This window comes from Bordetella bronchiseptica (assembly GCF_900636925.1).
In the GTDB taxonomy this organism is placed as follows: domain Bacteria; phylum Pseudomonadota; class Gammaproteobacteria; order Burkholderiales; family Burkholderiaceae_B; genus Bordetella; species Bordetella pertussis.
The window spans coordinates 3,269,809-3,286,945 of sequence record NZ_LR134326.1 but is presented as its reverse complement, the minus strand read 5'-3'; the positions used below and the strand labels follow the sequence as shown (position 1 = coordinate 3,286,945).

Annotated in this window: 18 protein-coding genes; all 18 read left to right on the top strand. The window is 70.3% G+C overall.

Annotated elements, in window-relative coordinates:
• The first annotated feature begins 427 nt into the window (after window positions 1–427).
• Window positions 428–1,246, top strand: a complete 819-nt coding sequence (locus tag EL288_RS15290) for an MHYT domain-containing protein (protein WP_033447078.1) — start codon at window positions 428–430, stop codon at window positions 1,244–1,246.
• Between the two features lie 97 nt (window positions 1,247–1,343).
• Window positions 1,344–1,520, top strand: a complete 177-nt coding sequence (locus EL288_RS15285) for a Flp family type IVb pilin (RefSeq protein ID WP_003810167.1) — start codon at window positions 1,344–1,346, stop codon at window positions 1,518–1,520.
• A 69-nt stretch (window positions 1,521–1,589) separates the two neighbouring features.
• Complete coding sequence (locus EL288_RS15280; RefSeq protein WP_003810168.1) at window positions 1,590–2,114, top strand: prepilin peptidase; 525 nt, start codon at window positions 1,590–1,592, stop codon at window positions 2,112–2,114.
• Window positions 2,075–2,518 carry a TadE/TadG family type IV pilus assembly protein gene (locus EL288_RS15275; protein ID WP_010930679.1) on the top strand — a complete coding sequence of 148 codons (444 nt, stop codon included), beginning with the start codon at window positions 2,075–2,077 and terminating at the stop codon, window positions 2,516–2,518. Before EL288_RS15280 ends, EL288_RS15275 begins: the two co-directional genes overlap by 40 nt.
• A gap of 1 nt (window position 2,519) precedes the next feature.
• Window positions 2,520–2,996, top strand: coding sequence for a TadE/TadG family type IV pilus assembly protein (locus EL288_RS15270; RefSeq protein ID WP_003810171.1), 477 nt, complete (start codon window positions 2,520–2,522; stop codon window positions 2,994–2,996).
• Window positions 2,993–3,934, top strand: coding sequence for a Flp pilus assembly protein CpaB (gene cpaB / locus EL288_RS15265; RefSeq protein ID WP_003810173.1), 942 nt, complete (start codon window positions 2,993–2,995; stop codon window positions 3,932–3,934). The genes EL288_RS15270 and cpaB overlap by 4 nt, the downstream gene beginning before the upstream one ends.
• 55 nt (window positions 3,935–3,989) lie before the next feature.
• Window positions 3,990–5,336, top strand: a complete 1,347-nt coding sequence (locus tag EL288_RS15260) for a type II and III secretion system protein family protein (RefSeq protein WP_003810175.1) — start codon at window positions 3,990–3,992, stop codon at window positions 5,334–5,336.
• Window positions 5,333–6,682: a hypothetical protein gene (locus EL288_RS15255; RefSeq protein ID WP_003810177.1), complete on the top strand. Its 1,350-nt coding sequence runs from the start codon at window positions 5,333–5,335 to the stop codon at window positions 6,680–6,682. Before EL288_RS15260 ends, EL288_RS15255 begins: the two co-directional genes overlap by 4 nt.
• An 8-nt stretch (window positions 6,683–6,690) precedes the next feature.
• On the top strand, window positions 6,691–8,046 hold the full coding sequence (locus tag EL288_RS15250; protein WP_003810179.1) for a CpaF family protein: 1,356 nt from the start codon (window positions 6,691–6,693) through the stop codon (window positions 8,044–8,046).
• Window positions 8,043–8,969, top strand: coding sequence for a type II secretion system F family protein (locus EL288_RS15245; protein WP_003810181.1), 927 nt, complete (start codon window positions 8,043–8,045; stop codon window positions 8,967–8,969). The genes EL288_RS15250 and EL288_RS15245 overlap by 4 nt, the downstream gene beginning before the upstream one ends.
• Before the next feature lie 8 nt (window positions 8,970–8,977).
• Window positions 8,978–9,964 (top strand): type II secretion system F family protein, encoded by a 987-nt coding sequence (locus EL288_RS15240; RefSeq protein WP_003810184.1) that lies wholly within the window; start codon window positions 8,978–8,980, stop codon window positions 9,962–9,964.
• Window positions 9,964–10,812, top strand: a complete 849-nt coding sequence (locus tag EL288_RS15235) for a tetratricopeptide repeat protein (RefSeq protein ID WP_033459628.1) — start codon at window positions 9,964–9,966, stop codon at window positions 10,810–10,812. The genes EL288_RS15240 and EL288_RS15235 overlap by 1 nt, the downstream gene beginning before the upstream one ends.
• An 18-nt stretch (window positions 10,813–10,830) precedes the next feature.
• Entirely contained in the window at window positions 10,831–11,256 is a 426-nt protein-coding gene (locus EL288_RS15230) for a DUF3613 domain-containing protein (RefSeq protein WP_033455657.1), read from the top strand.
• A 13-nt stretch (window positions 11,257–11,269) separates the two neighbouring features.
• On the top strand, window positions 11,270–13,513 hold the full coding sequence (locus EL288_RS15225) for a TadG family pilus assembly protein (protein ID WP_003810187.1): 2,244 nt from the start codon (window positions 11,270–11,272) through the stop codon (window positions 13,511–13,513).
• Between the two features lie 21 nt (window positions 13,514–13,534).
• Window positions 13,535–14,926 (top strand): sigma 54-interacting transcriptional regulator, encoded by a 1,392-nt coding sequence (locus EL288_RS15220; protein ID WP_003810188.1) that lies wholly within the window; start codon window positions 13,535–13,537, stop codon window positions 14,924–14,926.
• 79 nt (window positions 14,927–15,005) lie between these two features.
• A complete protein-coding gene (locus tag EL288_RS15215) occupies window positions 15,006–15,701 on the top strand; it encodes a DUF2968 domain-containing protein (RefSeq protein ID WP_003810189.1) in 696 nt (231 codons plus the stop codon).
• A gap of 99 nt (window positions 15,702–15,800) precedes the next feature.
• A complete protein-coding gene (locus EL288_RS15210; protein WP_033446597.1) occupies window positions 15,801–16,256 on the top strand; it encodes a DUF1178 family protein in 456 nt (151 codons plus the stop codon).
• A 57-nt stretch (window positions 16,257–16,313) separates the two neighbouring features.
• Window positions 16,314–17,018 carry an RNA polymerase sigma factor gene (locus EL288_RS15205; protein ID WP_033446600.1) on the top strand — a complete coding sequence of 235 codons (705 nt, stop codon included), beginning with the start codon at window positions 16,314–16,316 and terminating at the stop codon, window positions 17,016–17,018.
• The last annotated feature ends 119 nt before the right edge of the window (window positions 17,019–17,137 follow it).

Here is a 17,137-nt window from a genome sequence, read left to right as displayed (position 1 = left end):
CGGAAATCTGTCAGTACGCGGAGCAATGTATATCGTCTCCGAATATTGCAATTATTTGCGTTGTTTTCTATTCGTGATACCAGGGGAATCGCCATGAATGCTGCAAAACTCATGACAATCATTTCATGGCAAATCAAATTTTTCCTGTTTTTGATCCATTAACGAGAAATTCTGCCATCTAAGTGCCTAAAAAAGCGAGTTGCTACCAATTCGAAGAATATCCGTTGCACAAAATATGTCTCAATAATACGAATACCGGGGTAAACCCTGATGGCAATGAAAAGTTAATAGATAAGACTAGATAAACATTTCAAAACAAAAGATTGCGGATTTTGAAGTTGTTATCCATAAAACAGCGCGGGTATTCGAGGCGGCACATGAAATCGACTGGCGAGACGCGAGCGGTGCATCGGGCAAGGGGGCGGTCGTGAATCCGGGCGACATCGTGCCGCTTGCGCTGCAGCCCGGCGTGGTTGCGTTGTCGTTCCTGATTGCGTTTTTCGGTTCGTATGTCGCATTGGTGGCCGCGGCGCGGATCCGCGCCAGCGCCCAGGATGGGGTGAACGTGCGCGGCTTCGTGCTGATCGCCGCCGTGTCCATGGGCGGTATCGGCATATGGGGCATGCACTTCATCGGCATGCAGGCGCAGCGGATGCCGTTCGAGGTCGGTTATGCCCTGTGGCTCACCTTGCTGAGCGCGGCGGTGGCGGTGGCGTTCTCCGGCATGGCCTTCTGGTATGTGGGGCGCCAGGCGTTCAGCCTGGGGCGTTGCGTGGTGGCCGGCGTGCTGGCCGGACTGGGCGTGGCGGCGATGCACTACATCGGCATTGGCGCCATGCGCATGCCGGCGATGTTCCTGTGGAACGTGGAGCTGGTGGCGCTGTCCGTGGCGGTGGCGATGGCCAGCGCGATCGCGGCGCTGTGGCTGGCGTTCAACGTCCAGCGCGAATGGCAGCGCGTGGCCGCCGCGGCGGTGATGGGGCTGGCGGTGTGCGGCATGCATTACACGGGGGCCGCGGCCGGCGTGGTGGTCTGTACGACGGCGCAGACATTCGCCGACGTGCAGGTGGGCGGCGTGGCCTTGCCCTATGTGGCGTTCGCCGGCGCGCTGGCGGTCTTGCTGGCCATGCGCTGGCAACTGCATCGCAGCTACCGCGGCCACCAGGACCGCACGGCCCGCCGCATCGATGCCCTGCTGCGCGAGACGACAACCGGACGGCCCGTGCGCGGCCATCCGGGCAGATGAAGGAATCCCGCCGCCGCGGCGGCGGGACGCAAGCGTGGCGTCGCGGTTGGACGCCGTTGATGAGTGAAGTCGTAACAACCTTATCTGGAGGCACAGCATGCTTACCCAATTGAAGAACTTCTGGCACGACGAGGAAGGCGCCACCGCCATCGAATATGGCCTCATCGTGGGCCTGATCGCGGTTGTCATCATTGGCTCGGTGTCGCTGCTGGGCGAGACGCTCAAGGGCTTCTTCGACACCATTCAGACGGAACTGAGCGCGGAAGCGCCGTAGTAGGGGGCCTGGCAGACGCTGGTCGGGCGCCCGCCCGAGGGCGCCGACGGCGTCGGCACGGAAGCAGGAGTGGAAAATTTGTTGAGGGAGCACGTGTGGTGGGCTGTTTATGTCGCCTTCAACTTGCTGGTCGTCTTTTACGATCTGCGCGTGCGCCGCGTGCCGAATCGGCTGCTGATCGCGGCGGCGCTGGCGCAGTGCGCCTGGCTGGCCTGGCACGCATGGGGCGTGCAGGCCACGCCGGCGGCCGGCGCGCGCGGCTGGTCCGATGCCGGGCTGGGTTTCGTGCTGGGCATGGCCTTCGTAATGCTATGGCGCATGCGCCTGATGGGCGCGGGCGACGTCAAGTACCTGGCGGTGCTGGGGCTGGCGATCGGCGCATGGCCCTGGCTGCTGGTGCTGGTCCTGGCCGGGCTGCCCAGTCTTGCGCATGCGCTGGCGCAGGGCTTTCAGGTGGTGCGCGACCCGCGGCGGCCGCGGCGCGGCATCCCGTACGCCGCCTATCTGGCCCTGGCCGCCATCAGTCTGGGGCTTATGCCGTCGAGTTCGCCCTGGTGTTCGTGGTGTTCTTCGTGGTTCTTTACGGCGGTTTGACCTGGGCCTTCATTTTCGCGGCGCAACAGTCGCTCAACCACGCGGCCGAGGAAGGCGCGCGCGCCGCGCTGCAGTGGCCCGGCAGCACCGCGCTCGAGCCGCGCGCGGCGCGCGCAGGCCAATTGGCCGGACAGTACGCCGACTGGGTGCGCCGCATGGGCGGCGCGCCGGCCACCGTCACGGTGTGCGGCAGCGGCGGACCGATCGGCGGCCTGGCGGCCGGCCCGTGCAGCGGCATTGCGTTGGCGGCCGACCAGATCGAAGTGCTGGTGCGCTATCCCTACGCGCAGGCGCCGCTGGTGCCGCTGTTGCCCGGCATGGGCGTGGCGGTGCCCGGCACGCTCAGCGCGCGCGCGTCGGTGCGCGTGGGCGGGCCGGTGGCCGCGGCGGGCGAGGGGGCCTGAGATGCGCGCCATTTCCTTTCCGCCCCGGCGGCGCGCCCAGCGCGGCGCGGCAGCCGTGGAGTTTGCGCTGGTGATCCTGCTGATGCTGGCGCTGATGCTGGGAGTGCTGGGCTATGGCGCCCTGTTCTGGGCCCAGCAGAAACTGAGCAAGGCGGCCGGCGAGGGCGCGCAGGCGCTGCTGCAGGCCAACCTGCGCGGCGCGGCCGCCAGCGGCGTGGCCGGCTGCGAGGCGGCGCGCCAGGAGGCGGGCTGGCTGGCCATCGAGTGCGTCAGCGAGACGCTGGACTGCGCCTGGACGGCCAGCGACGGCGGGCCGGCGGCGTGCGCGCAGGTGCGGGTCCGCTATGAACTGGCAGGCTGGCCGCTGCTGGCCACGCTGCGGGGCGCGGCCGGCGCCGTCCCCGGCGCGCGCGCCTGGTTTCCCGATGTATTGAGTGCGCAAGCCATCGTGCAGATCGCGCAGGAGCCTACGACATGAGTACCGTCGCGAAAATTGCCGCCGCCGTCCTGGCGCTGGTGGCGCTGGGGCTGGGTTATGCCGCCTTCATGCTGGCTACCCGTCCGGCGCCGCCGCCGCCCAAGCCGGTGGTGCAGCGCGCCAGCGCGGCGCTGCCGACCTACCCGGTGGTGGTGGCCGGCAAGCCCATCGCCGCGGGCGACCGCCTGGCCGCCGACCTGTTGAAGATCGAGCGCTGGCCGGTGCAGCCGGCCAATGGATACGCCGAATCCGAGGCGTTGCTGGGGCAAATGGTGCGCCAGGACATCCCCGCGGGCGAGCCCGTGACCGCGCCGATGCTGGCGCGCGGCCTGGCCCGCCACCTCGCGCCCGGCGAGCGCGCCGTCACCATCGCGGTGGACGAACTGAGCGGCGCCCAGAACCGCATCCTGCCCGGCGACCTGGTCGATGTGTTCGTGGTCATGGACCGCGGCATCGAGGTGCCTGGCACGCAGACCCGCCTGCTGCAATCGCGCATCAAGGTGCTGGCCTATGGCCAGCGTTCGGTCGACGGGCCGCCGCAGGGCGAGGAAAAGCCGTCTGTCGCGCAACGCGGCCAGCCGCCCGCGGCGCCGCGCAACGCCATGCTGGCGGTGCCGGTCGAACGCGTGAACGAATTGCTGCTGGCGGCCAAGGCGGGGCGCCTGCAGCTGGTGCTGCGCTCGCCCGAGGATGTCGACGTGCCGGACCTGGCGCTGTTTCCCGAGCGCGCGCCGGTACTGGCGCTGCGCGCGGGCCTGACGGCGGAGCAGCAGCGCGATGGCAAGGATGGCGTGAACCAGGCCTATGCGGGAGAAATACTGCCGCAACTGGCCGGGCCTACCGCCGCGCCCGTGCCCAAGCCGCGCGCGGCGGGCGGCGGGGGCGGACGCAGTATCGAGGTGGTGCGCGGCGGCGACGTGCAGGCAGTGCGCTATTGACGAACAGCTTGCCGCGCCGGCCGGCGCGGCATGACGCAGACAGGAAGCAGGGCGAATGAAACAGCATAAGGTCGGCAGGCACTGGGCAGGATGGGCGATGGCGCTGGCGTGCCTGGGCGCGGCCGCGCCGCTGGCGGCGCAGCCGGCGGCGGCTGGGGCCGCGCAGGCGCGCGAACTGCTGCTGGAGGTCAAGGGCCAGCAGCCGTTGCGCCTGGACGCCGCGCCGTCGCGCGTGGCGATCGCCGATCCGCAGGTCGCCGACGTCAAGGTGCTGGCGCCCGGCGTGGGCCGCCCGGGCGAGGTGCTGCTGATCGGCCGGCAGGCCGGCACCACCGAGCTGCGGGTCTGGAGCCGCGGCTCGCGCGACCCGCAGGTCTGGACCGTGCGCGTGCTGCCGCAAGTGCAGGCCGCGCTGGCGCGGCGCGGCGTCGGCGGCGGCGCGCAGGTCGACATGGCTGGCGACAGCGGCGTGGTCACCGGCATGGCGCCCTCGGCCGAGGCGCATCGCGGCGCGGCCGAGGCTGCCGCGGCCGCCGCGGGCGGCAACGACAAGGTGGTCGACATGTCGCAGATCAACACCAGCGGCGTGGTGCAGGTGGAAGTGAAAGTGGTCGAGCTGGCGCGCTCGGTCATGAAGGATGTCGGGATCAATTTCAGGGCCGACAGCGGCCCGTGGTCGGGCGGCGTGTCGCTGCTGCCGGACCTGGCCAGCGGCGGCATGTTCGGCATGCTGTCCTATACCAGCCGCGATTTCAGCGCGTCGCTGGCGCTGCTGCAAAACAACGGCATGGCGCGCGTCCTGGCCGAGCCGACGCTGCTGGCCATGTCGGGCCAGAGCGCCAGCTTCCTGGCCGGCGGCGAGATTCCGATTCCGGTATCGGCCGGCCTGGGCACGACCTCGGTGCAGTTCAAGCCCTTCGGCATCGGCCTGACGGTCACGCCCACGGTCATCTCGCGCGAGCGCATCGCGCTGAAGGTGGCGCCCGAAGCCAGCGAGCTGGACTACGCCAACGGCATTTCCAGCATCGACAGCAACAATCGCATCACGGTGATCCCGGCGTTGCGAACCCGCAAGGCCGACACCATGGTGGAGCTGGGCGATGGCGAGACATTCGTCATCAGCGGCCTGGTTTCGCGCCAGACCAAGGCCAGCGTCAACAAGGTGCCGCTGTTGGGCGACCTGCCCATCATCGGGGCGTTCTTCCGCAACGTGCAGTATTCCCAGGAGGATCGCGAATTGGTGATCGTGGTCACGCCGCGCCTGGTTCGCCCCATCGCGCGCGGTGTCACGCTGCCCTTGCCGGGCGCGCGCCAGGAGGTCAGCGACGCTGGCTTCAACGCCTGGGGCTATTACCTGCTGGGTCCGATGAGCGGCCAGCAGATGCCGGGCTTTTCACAGTGACGAACATGAAGACACACGCTCGCGAATGGGCGGCTCTGGACAAGAGCGCCTGCTTTCTCTTCTGTTCCGGCGATAACGACGTGGCGCAGCAGCTGGGCCATGCCATCGGCGACCTGGGCCTGCTGACGCAGGAACTGCCCGAGCCCGAACAGCTGGCGCGCCGTCTCGCGGACATCGACCCGCAGGTGGTGTTCCTCGACTTCACCGGCGGACAGGCCGATCCGGGCAAGTTGCTGCTGGCCGCCGACCTGGCGCGCGTGCTGGCGCGGGTGGCGCCGGCCGTGCCGCGCGTGGCGGTCGGCTATCTGGCCCAGCCGGACGGCGCCATTGCCGCCTTGCGCGCCGGGGTGAGCGACTTCGTCGATCCGTCGGTCTCGCCCGACGAGGTGCACGGCGTGGTGCAGCGGCTGGTCTCCAACCGCCGCATCGGCGGCGGCTCGGGCGGCGAGCACCGCAGCGTGCTGATCCTGGGCGCGCGCCCAGGCGTGGGCGCCAGCACGCTGGCCGTGCACATGGCGGGCCTGACGCAGGAGCGCATGGCGCAGGCGGCCCTGGCGCGCCAGGGCGCGGTGGCTGGCAAGCCGGCCCGCTCGGCCGAGGTCATGGCCGCGCAGTTGCCGCTGTCCGACCGCGTCGGCGTGCTGGACCTGGGCTGGCCGATCGGCGATTGCCTGCTTTACCTGAACATCAGCAGCGACTTCGATTTCGCCGAAGCCGCCCGCAACCTGAGCCGTCTGGACGGCACCCTGCTCAATTCGGCCATGGCGCACACCGCGTCGGGCGTCAGCGCGCTGGCGCTGCCGCGCGAGGTCGAGCAGGTGCGCGCGCTGTCGCCCAACGACTCGCTGCTGTTGTTCGAACGCCTGCGCCAGCACTACGGCACGCTGGTCACCGACGCCGGCGGCCTGGCCAATCCCGAGTTCGTCGCCAAGCTGGCGCGCGCCTCGCACGAAACCTGGCTGGTCACCGACCAGAGCGTCAGCGCCCTGGTCTCGCTGGCCGGCGCCGTGCAGGAGCTCGAGCAGTTCCACGTCGAGAAGTCGGCCCTGCGGCTGGTGGTCAACCGCTACGACGAACGCTATGGCATGAGCGCGGCGCAGATCGCCGAACGCTTCGGGCTGGAACTGGCCGGCACGCTGCCCGACCGCACGCTGCCGCTGATGGTCTGCACCAACCAGGGGCGCTTGCTGCACGAGCAGGCCGAACGGGATATCTACGTGCGGGCCGTGCAGACGCTGGTCGACCGGCTGCTGGCCGGCAGCGAGGCGCCGCGCGCGCGGCACAACAGCTGGCTGGCCAACTGGCTGCCCGGCGTGCATCGCTTAACCAATGTCGTTGAGAGCTGACACACATCATGATCATGCCGCCATCCATGGAATTCGGCGCCGCGGGCGGCGGCGAATTCATCGCGTCCGAACGCTTCCAGGACGTCAAGAACCAGGCCTACGAACACCTGCTGTCGCGCATCGAGGAACTCGGCGCCGAGTTCGGCCGCTGGACCCGCGCCGCCATCCAGGAATTCGTGGATATCGAGGTGGCCAGCTTCGTGCGCCTGCGCCGGGTGGCCATCAATGAGGGCGAGCTGGGCCAGGTGGCCGCGGCGCTGACCAAGGAGCTGGCCGGCCTGGGGCCGCTGGAGGACCTGCTGAGCGACCACGACGTCGAGGACATCCTCATCAACGGCAGCGACAACGTGTTCGTGTCGCGCCGCGGCGTGCTGGCCCGCGAGACCGTGCGCTTCTCCGACAACCAGCATGTGTTGCGCATCGTGCGCCGCATCCTGGCCCCGCTGGGTCGCCGGCTGGACGAGTCCAGCCCCATGGTCGACGCGCGCCTGCCCGACGGCGGACGCCTGAACGTGGTGATCGAGCCGCTGTCCGTCGACGGGCCCATGGTGTCGATCCGCAAGTTCCGCCAGGACCCGCTCAAGCCCAATGACCTGCTTACCCTGGGCTCGTTCAACGAGGACATCTTCCGCCTGCTCAATGCGGCGGTGAAAGGCCGCTGCAACATCCTGGTGTCGGGCGGCACCAGCTCGGGCAAGACCTCGCTGCTGAACGCGCTGGCATTCTTCATTCCCGAAACCGAACGCGTCGTCACGGTGGAGGACACGGCCGAGCTGTCGTTGAACCACCCGCATGTGGTGCGCCTGGAGGCGCGCCAGGGCGGCTTCGACGGCGCCGGCGCGGTCAGCATCCGCGACCTGATCCGCAACAGCCTGCGCATGCGGCCCGACCGCGTGGTGGTGGGCGAGGTGCGTGGCGCCGAAGTGATGGACATGCTGCAGGCCATGAACACCGGGCACGAAGGGTCCATGGCCACGATCCACGCCAACTCGCCGCGCGAATGCCTGTACCGGATCGAAATGCTGGCGGGATTCGCCGGCTTCCAGGGCAGCGAGGACAGCCTGCGCCGGCAGATCGCCAGCGCGCTGGACTTCATCGTGCAGATCGGGCGCCTGCCCAACGGCAAGCGGCGCGTCATTTCCATTACCGAAGTGACCGGCATGGGCGACGCGGTGATCGCCACGCAGGAGCTGTACCGCTACGAAGCCTATGCGACGCCCGACGGCGAGGAGAAGGACAACTGGGTGAGCCTGGGCATCCTGCCCCACACGCCCAAGCTGGCGCGCATGCGCAACGAATTGCGCGGCGCGGCGCCCGACAGCGAGCCCGAGGGCGGCGGCGGATTCTGGGGGCGCAGGCGATGAGCCTCATGGCCTGGCTCCTGGGCGCGCTGGCGCTGGCGCTGCTGGCGGCGGCGGCATTGCTGCTGCGGCAGGCGCGCGACGGCGCGCGCCGCCAGGCCAGCGAGGCCTTCCTGGAGCGCCAGCTCGAACTGCGGCCGGGCCAGCCCGAGGCCTCGCAGGCGCCCGCCGCGCGGCGCCGCCTGCCGATCTCGAACGGGGCCTGGCGGCAGCTGCTGCTGCGCGCCGGCGTCGAACCCACGCCGCGCTTTCTCGCCGCCTCGGTCGGCGCGCACGTGGGCGTGCCCGCGCTGGCCTGGCTGTTCGGCGGCTGGATATCGGCGGCGGCCGCCTTGTTGCTGGTCGCGCTGCTGTGGTACTTCCACCTCTGGCTCAAGGCCGACCGCCGGCGCCGGCGCATGGTGCATCAGTTGCCGACATTCCTGGACGCGCTGGTGCGCCTGATCACCATCGGCAACAGCGTCAATGCGGCGTTCCAGAATGCGCTGGGCAGCGTCGAGCAGCCGCTGCTGGAGGTCCTGCAGCGCGCCGACAGCCAGGTGCGCTCGGGCAAGGACCTGGACGCCGCCTTGCACCAGGTGTCGCGCCAGTACCAGCTGCGCGAGTTGTTCCTGGTGTCGGCCGTCATCGCGCTGGCCTTGCGCTTCGGCGGCCGCAGCGACCAGGTGCTCGAGCGCATGGCCGCGTTCATGCGCGACCTGGAGCAAGCGCGCGACGAATTGACCGCCCTGTCGGCCGAGGTGCGCCTGTCGGCCTGGATCCTGGCCTTGCTGCCCATCGGGCTGGCGCTGTTCATCATCATCTTCAACAACCAGCTGTTCATGGGCATGTGGCACGACCCCATGGGCTTTCGACTGCTGGTGTTCGCCATGCTGCTGCAGGCCGGGGGTTCGTACTGGCTGTATCGCATGGCCCGCTCGGTGTAGGACCCGCCATGGACAGACTGCTCGCCGATTCCCAGACCCGCATGCTGCTGGTGGCCGCGCTGCTGGTGCTGATGGTGGCCTGCGCGGTGGTGGGCGTGGCCCTGGTGGCGCGCGCCGGCCGCCAGCAACGCAGCCGCGCGGTCGTCGATCGCGCCCTGGCTGCGCGCGACGGCCACGTCGCCGAGCCGCCGCCGGCCGGCCGCATGGCCGCGGTGGCCAGCGCGGCCGAGCACGCCGGCGCGAAACTGGAGCACGGCAAGCTGGGCGACTCGCTGCTGGCCATCGACGACCGCAAGCTGATCGACGCCTGCGGGTTCCGCAATCCGGCGCGCGCCCGCGCCTGGTTCATGCTGGCGCGCCTGCTGCTGGCCGGCCTGGCGCCCCTGGCGGCGTGGCTGGTCTTGCGCGCGCGCCATGCCGAGATGCCGCTGGCCTATGTCGCGTGCGCCGTCTTCCTGGGCTTCGGGCTGGGCTGGATGGTGCCCAAATGGATGCTGCTGCGGCGCATCGCCAGGCGCCGCGAATGCGCCGAGGCGGAGCTGCCGCTGTTCATCGACCTGCTGCGCCTGCTGCAGGGCGTGGGCCTGTCGGTGGACCAGAGCATGCATGTGCTGATCCAGGATTTCCGCTCCGTCATGCCGGTGCTCGGCGGCGAGTTGAAGATCGCCGCAGAACAGTATGCCCGCGGGCGTACGCGCGAACAGTCGCTCAGCCGCCTGGCGCAGGGGTTCGACAACGACGACCTGAGCGCCATCTGCCGGCTCATCGTGCAGGTGGATCGCCACGGCGGCGCCGTGCAGGATCCGCTGGCGCGCTTCGCCGAGCGCGTGCGCGAGCGGCGCCGGCTCGAATTGAAGGCGCGGGTGGCGCGGCTGACGGTCAAGATGACCGGCGTCATGGTCGTGACGCTGCTGCCCGCGCTGCTGATCATCACCGGCGGCTCGGGCTTTGTCGCCTTGCTGCGCGGCATGTCGCAAGTCATGGGGGAAGGGTAATGAAACGATCACACCGTCTCGGCCTCGCGCTGGCGGCGGCCGCGCCGCTGCTGCTGCTGCTGGGCGGCTGCCAGACCAGCAACGTCGATACGGCCATGCAGCTGATGCAGCAACAGCAGCAGGAACAGGCGCTGGCGCAGCAGCGCGAGGACGCCGACGAGCGCAAGCGCCTGGCCGCCAAACCGGAGCTGGCGCTGTCGCTGATCCGCGAGGCGCAGCGGGAAGGGCGCTACTTCGCCTCGCTGGCCTACCTCGATGCCTACCGCCAGAATTTCGGCGACTCGCCCCAGGTGGCGGTCATGCGCGCCGACGCCTTGCGCATGACGGGCCAGATCGCGCAAAGCGAAAGCGCCTACCGCGCACTGACCGGCACCGACCAGGCAGCCGCCGCCTGGCATGGCCTGGGCCTGCTGGCCGGCGGTCGCGGCGACTTCGACCAGGCGGCCGACTACCTGGCACGCGCGACGCGGCTGCGGCCCACCGACGCCAACATGCTCAACGATCTGGGCTATGCGCTGCTGCGGGCCGGCGATCCGCGCGGCGCGCGCCTGCCGCTGGGGCAGGCGGCCGAGCTGGCGCCCGCCAACGCCAAGGTGCTGGGCAACCTGGCCTTGCTGCTGCTGGTCGAGGGCGACTATGCCGGCGCGCGCCAGGTCATGGACCGCGCGGCGTTGAGTCCACAGGCGCGCCAGCGCGTGCAGGAACTGGCCAGCCAGGCGCGCCACGCCGGCGTGTCCGCGGCCGCCGCGGTGCCGGTGGCGCAGGCCGCCGGCCGCGAGGCCATGGTGATGCCGGTGCTGCAGCGCCCGGTCATGGACCGCTTCGGCAATCCGCCGCTGCTGCAATGACCCCGACAGGAGATTCGCATGACCACCCATGACCTTCCCCGTTTCCTGCTGTGCGCGGCGCTGGCCGGCCTGGCCGCCGGCGCCGCGGCGCAGACCCATCCTCCCTTGACCGCGGCGCCCGCGGCCCCGGCGCCGGCTCCGGCCAGCCCGGCGCCGGCCGCCGAGCGGCCGGTGGTGCGGCAGGTCGCCGCGCCGGCCGCGCCCGCCGCCGCGCCCGCCGCCGCGGCCCCGGCGCCCGATGACGGCGCGGTCGGCGCGGTCACGCGCGGCCTGCTGGCCGCGCAGGCCGACGGCCGGCGCGCCGGGCCGGGCCTGCCCCTGCAGGGGCCGGTGGCCAGCGCCGCGTGGCAGCGCTACCTGGAGAGTTTCAGCCAGCCCATTCCCCAGTGGTTCGGCGAGCGCATCGAGGACAACGTCGGTGGCTCGGGCGGCGGCGGGGGCTGAGGCGCCTGTGTCCATGAACGTCCCCCGCCCGCTGCGCGCGCGGCGCCGCCAGCGCGGCTCCATCCTGATCCCGGCGGCGCTGGCCATCCTGATCGGCGTGGCGCTGCTGGGCGCGGCGCAGCTGGGCTACTTCTTCTATATGAAGCGCGAGCTGCAGAAGACCGCCGATCTGGCCGCGCTGACCGGGGTGCAGGTGCTCAGCCCCGGCGACGAGGCCGCCTGCGCCGCCGCCGGCCAGGCCGTGCGGGCCAGCGTGCGCGCCAATCTGGGCAGCCGCGCCGACGAGGGGCTCAGCATCGAGCCCACCTGCTGGCGCTGGGCCCGCGACGAAGCCGAACTGGCGCCGCGCTATGTGCGCGAACCGGCCGACGCCAGCGAACGCTACAACGCCGTGGCGGTGGTGCTCGGCATGCCGGTGCGGGCATTGTTTCCGTTCCTGGGCGGCCGCACCCTGGAAGTCGAGGCCATCGCCGCGCGCCCGGCCGATCCCATCGCGGCCTTCTCGGTCGGCACGGGCCTGCTGGCCACGGGGTCGGGCGAACTGACCCGGCTGCTCAAGCAGGTCGGGCTGGACATCGGCGGCACCGCCGTGCTGGGCTATGACAGCGGCCTGGCGGGCGTGAAGATCACCCCGGCCGGCCTGCTCAAGGAATTGGGCATCACGGTGCCGGCCGACATTTCGGTGGCCGACTTCAATCAACTGCTCTCGGCCAATGTCAGCGCGCTCGACGGCGTGCTCGACGCCGTGGTGCGCGCCGCCAGCCGCGACAGCCTGCTCGACGCCAACGTAGGTCTGGTGCAGGCCATCGAGACGGCGGTGGGCGTCAAGGACCTGGCGGTACGGCTGGGCTCGGAGACGGCCGAGCGCGCCAGCGGCCTGTTCGCCAACATCCAGGCGCCCGACGCCGCCTCGGCGCTCAATGTCGAACTCGACGCGCTGGAGGTGCTGGCCACCGCCATCGGCGTGGGCACCTCGGGCCATGCCATCGCCTGCGGCGTGGCCGTGCCCCTGCTGATGAGCGGGCCGGCGCGCTGCAGCGTGGTCGAGCCGCCGTCCATCGCCATCGGCGGCGTGGGCGCCACCGCCTATACCTCGCAGATCCGCGTGCATGCGCCGCTCAGGCTGGACACCGGCTCGCTGCTGGGCGGGCTGGTGCGGCTGGACCTCGACATTCCGCTTACCGTCGACGTGGTCAATGGCCATGGCACCATCGAGGCGCTGTGCCACGCGCGCGACGCCGCCGGCCGCGACCTGGCCGTCGTCAGCACCCGCTCGTCGCTGCTCAAGATCTGCCTGGGCGGCCCGCCGGCCGGGCTGACGGGCCCTGAACTGGCCGACTGGCCATTCTCCACCACGGCCAGCTGCGACGAGAACCTGACGCGCAAGCGCCTGCTGGGGCTGGAGCTGAACCTGCTGGGCAAGCGCGTCAACCTCGCCTCGCTCAACCCCGACCCGCCGCTGGTCGTCCCGGCGCTGCAGACCACCAGCGAAGACGACTACTACGCGGGCCAGCGCCGTTCGCTGGGCAACGAACTGGCGCTGGGCGATACGGTGAAGGACCTGGTCGATGCCTTGCTGGCCGCGCTGATCGGCAACTCCCTGCAGGGCGGCGCGGGCCTGGGCGGCGGCGACCAGGGCGAATTGCGCAAGGACCTGGCCGGCAAGATCTGGGCCGACACCGCCGCCGAGGTGGCCGCCTGTGCGCCCGGGGCGTCCGGCAAGGCCGGCTACGACTGCCGGCGCGCCCGCTGGTCGCGCGGCATCGAGAACATCGAGAATTATTCCAACGGCCTGACCGGTTTTCTGGGCGGGCTGAGCGCCAACACGCTGGGCCTGCTGGGCAACCTGGTGACGCTGGACGTGGTGGGATTGCTGGGCAACGTGGTCGGCCTGGTCGGCAACCTGGTCGATCTGCTGGGCGACATCCTGGGCGGCATCCTGGGCGTGCTGTTTCCCACCAACCAGTGCGCGACCTGGTCGCTGCTGGGCGGCTACCAGGGCAGCGAGGCGGGCTGCGTCAACGAGTTGGGCAAGGCCCTGGCCAACAGCACGCCGCCTTCCGGCGGCAATCCCCCCAACGCGATCGTCGTGCTGCTGGGCTATCTGCTCAAGCCGCTGGCCGACATCCTCAACATGATCGGCGCCGACCTGCTGCGGCCCCTCATCGAAAACGTGCTGGGCCTGCGCCTGGGCGTGACCGATGTGCACATGATGTCGATCGATTGCGATGGCAAAGGAGTACAGCTTGTTTATTGATTCGACTTTCCGGAGGCACACATGAGCGACCAGGCACCGGCTTGCGACGCTGTCGATGTGTATGTCTGGGAAGGCACTTCGGACATCGCCTTTCGCGCCGAGCGCGCCCTGGCCGGTTATGAGGCGACGGTCATCCACGTCGACAATTCGGTCGCCCTGCCGCCGTCGCGCGACGCGGCGCGTCCGGCCGTGGGGCTGGTGTCGGTCAGCGTCATGGGCGATGCGCGCTTTGCCGGATTCGACTGGCTGGCCACCCAGGGCATCCCGGTGATCTGGGTGGCCGGCGAGGAACGCAACCACGATCCGCGCTACTACGCGCCGGCGTACTCGTACACCTTGCCCTTGGCCTTCACCGGCGCCGAGCTGCGCCGCCTGCTGTTCCGGCTGGCCGGCGTGGCGCGCGCGGCGGCCGTCGACGAACCGCGCCCGGCGCCTGCGATGATCGCGGTTTCGCCCGCCATGCGCGGCCTGCTGGCCGAGGCCGAGATGTTCGCCGACGCGCGCGCCAACGTGCTGGTCCACGGCGAGACCGGCGTCGGCAAGGAGCGCATCGCGCGCCTGCTGCACGACCAGTCGTCCTGGGCCGGCGGACCGTTCGTGGCGGTGAACTGCGGCGCCATTCCGGAAGGCCTGTTCGAGGCCCATTTCTTCGGCCACGCCAAGGGCGCGTTCACCGGCGCCGTCGGCGCGCACAAAGGCTACTTCGAGCAGGCCAGCGGCGGCACGCTGTTCCTGGACGAAATCGGCGACCTGCCTTCGTACCAGCAGGTCAAGCTGCTGCGCGTGCTCGAGCAAAGCTCGGTGACGCGGCTCGGCTCCACCGTGGCGATCCCGGTCGAGTTCCGGCTGGTCGCGGCGACCAACAAGGACTTGCGCGCCCTGGTGGCGCAGGGCGAGTTCCGCGCCGACCTGTACTATCGCCTGGCCGTCATCGAGCTGCACATTCCCAATCTCGAAGCGCGCGGCGGCGCCGAAAAAACGGCGATCTTCGCCGCCTTGCTCAGGCAGCAGGGCATCGAGGACGAGCCGCCGGCCTGGCTGTTGCAGCGCGTGGCCGCCGCGCGCTATCCGGGCAACGTGCGCGAGCTGTCGAACCTGGCCGAACGCGTCGCCATACTGCGGCGCCAATTGCGCGCCTGGGACCAGCCGCGCATCGAGCAGGTGTTCGAGCGCCACGCCCAGGCCACCCCGCTGGCGCCCGCCACCCCCGGCGATGCCGACGCGCCGGCCTTCAACGCGGCCGAGCGCGCCGAGCGCGAGCGCGTGCTGGCCGCCCTGGAGGCCAATGGCTGGCGCCGCCAGGACACCGCGCACCACCTGGGGATCAGCCGCAAAGTGCTGTGGGAGAAAATGCGCAAGCTGCGGCTGGGCGAAGCGCAGGCCGAAACGGCCGATGGCGTGGCCGATCCGTAACCGACCGGGTTGGGCCACGGGTCTTACGAAACCGCACGATAAGTTGCTATAGTTGAAAGATTATTGCTGAGGGGAAGGAATGAAAATCCGCTATCTGGGCGCCGGCGCGCGACTGACCGTCGCCGGCCTGGCCCTGTCCAGCCTGGCCGCCTGCGCCAGCGCGCAATCGGAAAGCCGGCCGGTGGTGCAGCAGGTCGAGGAAAAACAGGCTGCCGCCGCGCCGGTCGAGCCGCCGGCCCCCGCGCCCGCCGCGCGTCCCGCCTCCACGGTCAGCGAGCTGCAAGGCCTGATCCAGGCGCGCCAGGTGTCGGAATTGCGTACGACCTACAACGGCAGTTATGGCGCCAGCCTGCTCTACAAGCCGGACGAGCTCACCTATTATGTCGCGCTTTTCCAACAAAAGGATTTCTGGCGCGTACTCAAGACCAAGTCGGTGAACCAGGCCGAGTCCACCTACCGCGCGTTCGCCAGCAAGACGGCGGAACTGGCCGAGGTCGATATCCAGCGTATCCGCCTGCAGGCCGAGTACGCGCATGCGGAGAAGCAGCTCGGCGCGCGCAACGCCGAACTGACGGCGCTGCAGGCCGACCAGGCGCTGCGCCAGCAGCAGGAGCAGCAGGTCGCGGTGCGGCAGGCCCAGTCGCGCCAGGAAGCGGATTCGCTGTCCGAACAGCGCCAGGAAGTGCGCAGCCAGCTGCGCGCCATGCAGCGCCAGATCGACGCCTTGCAGGCCGAGCAGGCGCGCGTCGCGGCGCCGGCCAGGCGCGGCAAGTAAGACAGGCCGGACGGCGCGGCAGCCCGCCGCGCCGTATGGCGGGGCGGGGCATAGGCGGCTACGCTTGTATTATTGCCGGTTCGCCCTCATATAGACGCCATGGCACTCAAAGTATTCGATCTGCAGTGTGAGCAAGGCCACGTGTTCGAAGGCTGGTTCGGCTCGCACGAAGACTACGACGCCCAGCAGGCGCGCGGCCAGATCGCGTGCCCGGTCTGCGAGTCGTCCCGCATTACCAAGCGCCTGTCCGCGCCGCGCCTGAACGTGGCGCACCTGCATCAGCCCGCTGCGGCGCCGGCGCCTGCCCCGCAGTCCGAGGCCGCGCGCATGGCGCGCCTGCAGGCGGCGGTGCTGCGCCAGGTGCGCGAGCTGGTGCGCAACACCGAGAACGTCGGCGCGCGCTTTGCCCAAGAGGCGCGCCGCATTCACGAAGGCGAGGCCGACGAGCGGCCGATCCGCGGCACCGCCACGCCCCAGGAGCGCGCCGAGCTGGCCGACGACGGCATCGACGTCGTCAGCCTGCCGGCTTTTCTCGACGACGAGCGCATGCAATAAGCGCCGGCCGGGAACGCGGGCGCGGCCCGCGCCATCCAATGCGTGGAGGCCACCACCATGCACCCGTCACCACTGCAATCCCAGGCGCCGGCTCCCGAGCTGGCCGCCGACGCCCAACTGGCCGCGCGCGCGGCCGCTGGCGAGGACAGCGCGTTCGAAACCATCATGCGGCGCCACAACCGCCTGCTGTTTCGCACCGCCCGCAGCATCCTGCACAGCGACGCCGAAGCCGAGGACGCGCTGCAGGAGGCCTATCTGCGCGCCTGGCGCGCGCTGGGCAGCTTTCGCGCCGACGCCCGGCTGTCCACCTGGCTGGTGCGCATCGTCATCAACGAATCGCTGGGCCGGCTGCGGCGCGGGCAGGCGCAGGTCATTCCCCTGGATGCCGCCATGGAATCGACCGAACTGCAGAACCAGGAGTGGCTGCACGACGCCATCGATCAGCAGCCGGATCGCCAGGCCATGCGCGCCGAGATCCGCCGCCTGATGGAAGCGCGCATCGATCTCCTGCCCGACGCGTTCCGCAGCGTGTTCGTGCTGCGCGCCGTCGAGGAGCTGAGCGTGGAAGAGGTCGCGCAGGCGCTCGATATTCCCGAGGCGACCGTGCGCACACGCTTTTTCCGCGCCCGCGGCCTGCTGCGCGAAGGCCTGTCGCGCGACGTCGACATGGCGATCGGCGACGCGTTCTCGTTCGACGGGCAGCGCTGCGACCGTATCGTGGCCGCCGTGCTGGCGCGGCGGGGCGAGCGCGCCGGCGCCTGACCGGCGCAGGAACGGCAGGGGCGGCCGCCTCATCCAACAGGCAGGACTGTTCGCCAAAGCGGATGGTCCGGCGCCGGTTCGCCGGCGCCGCGGCCGCGGGCCGGCATTTCCGTCCAGCC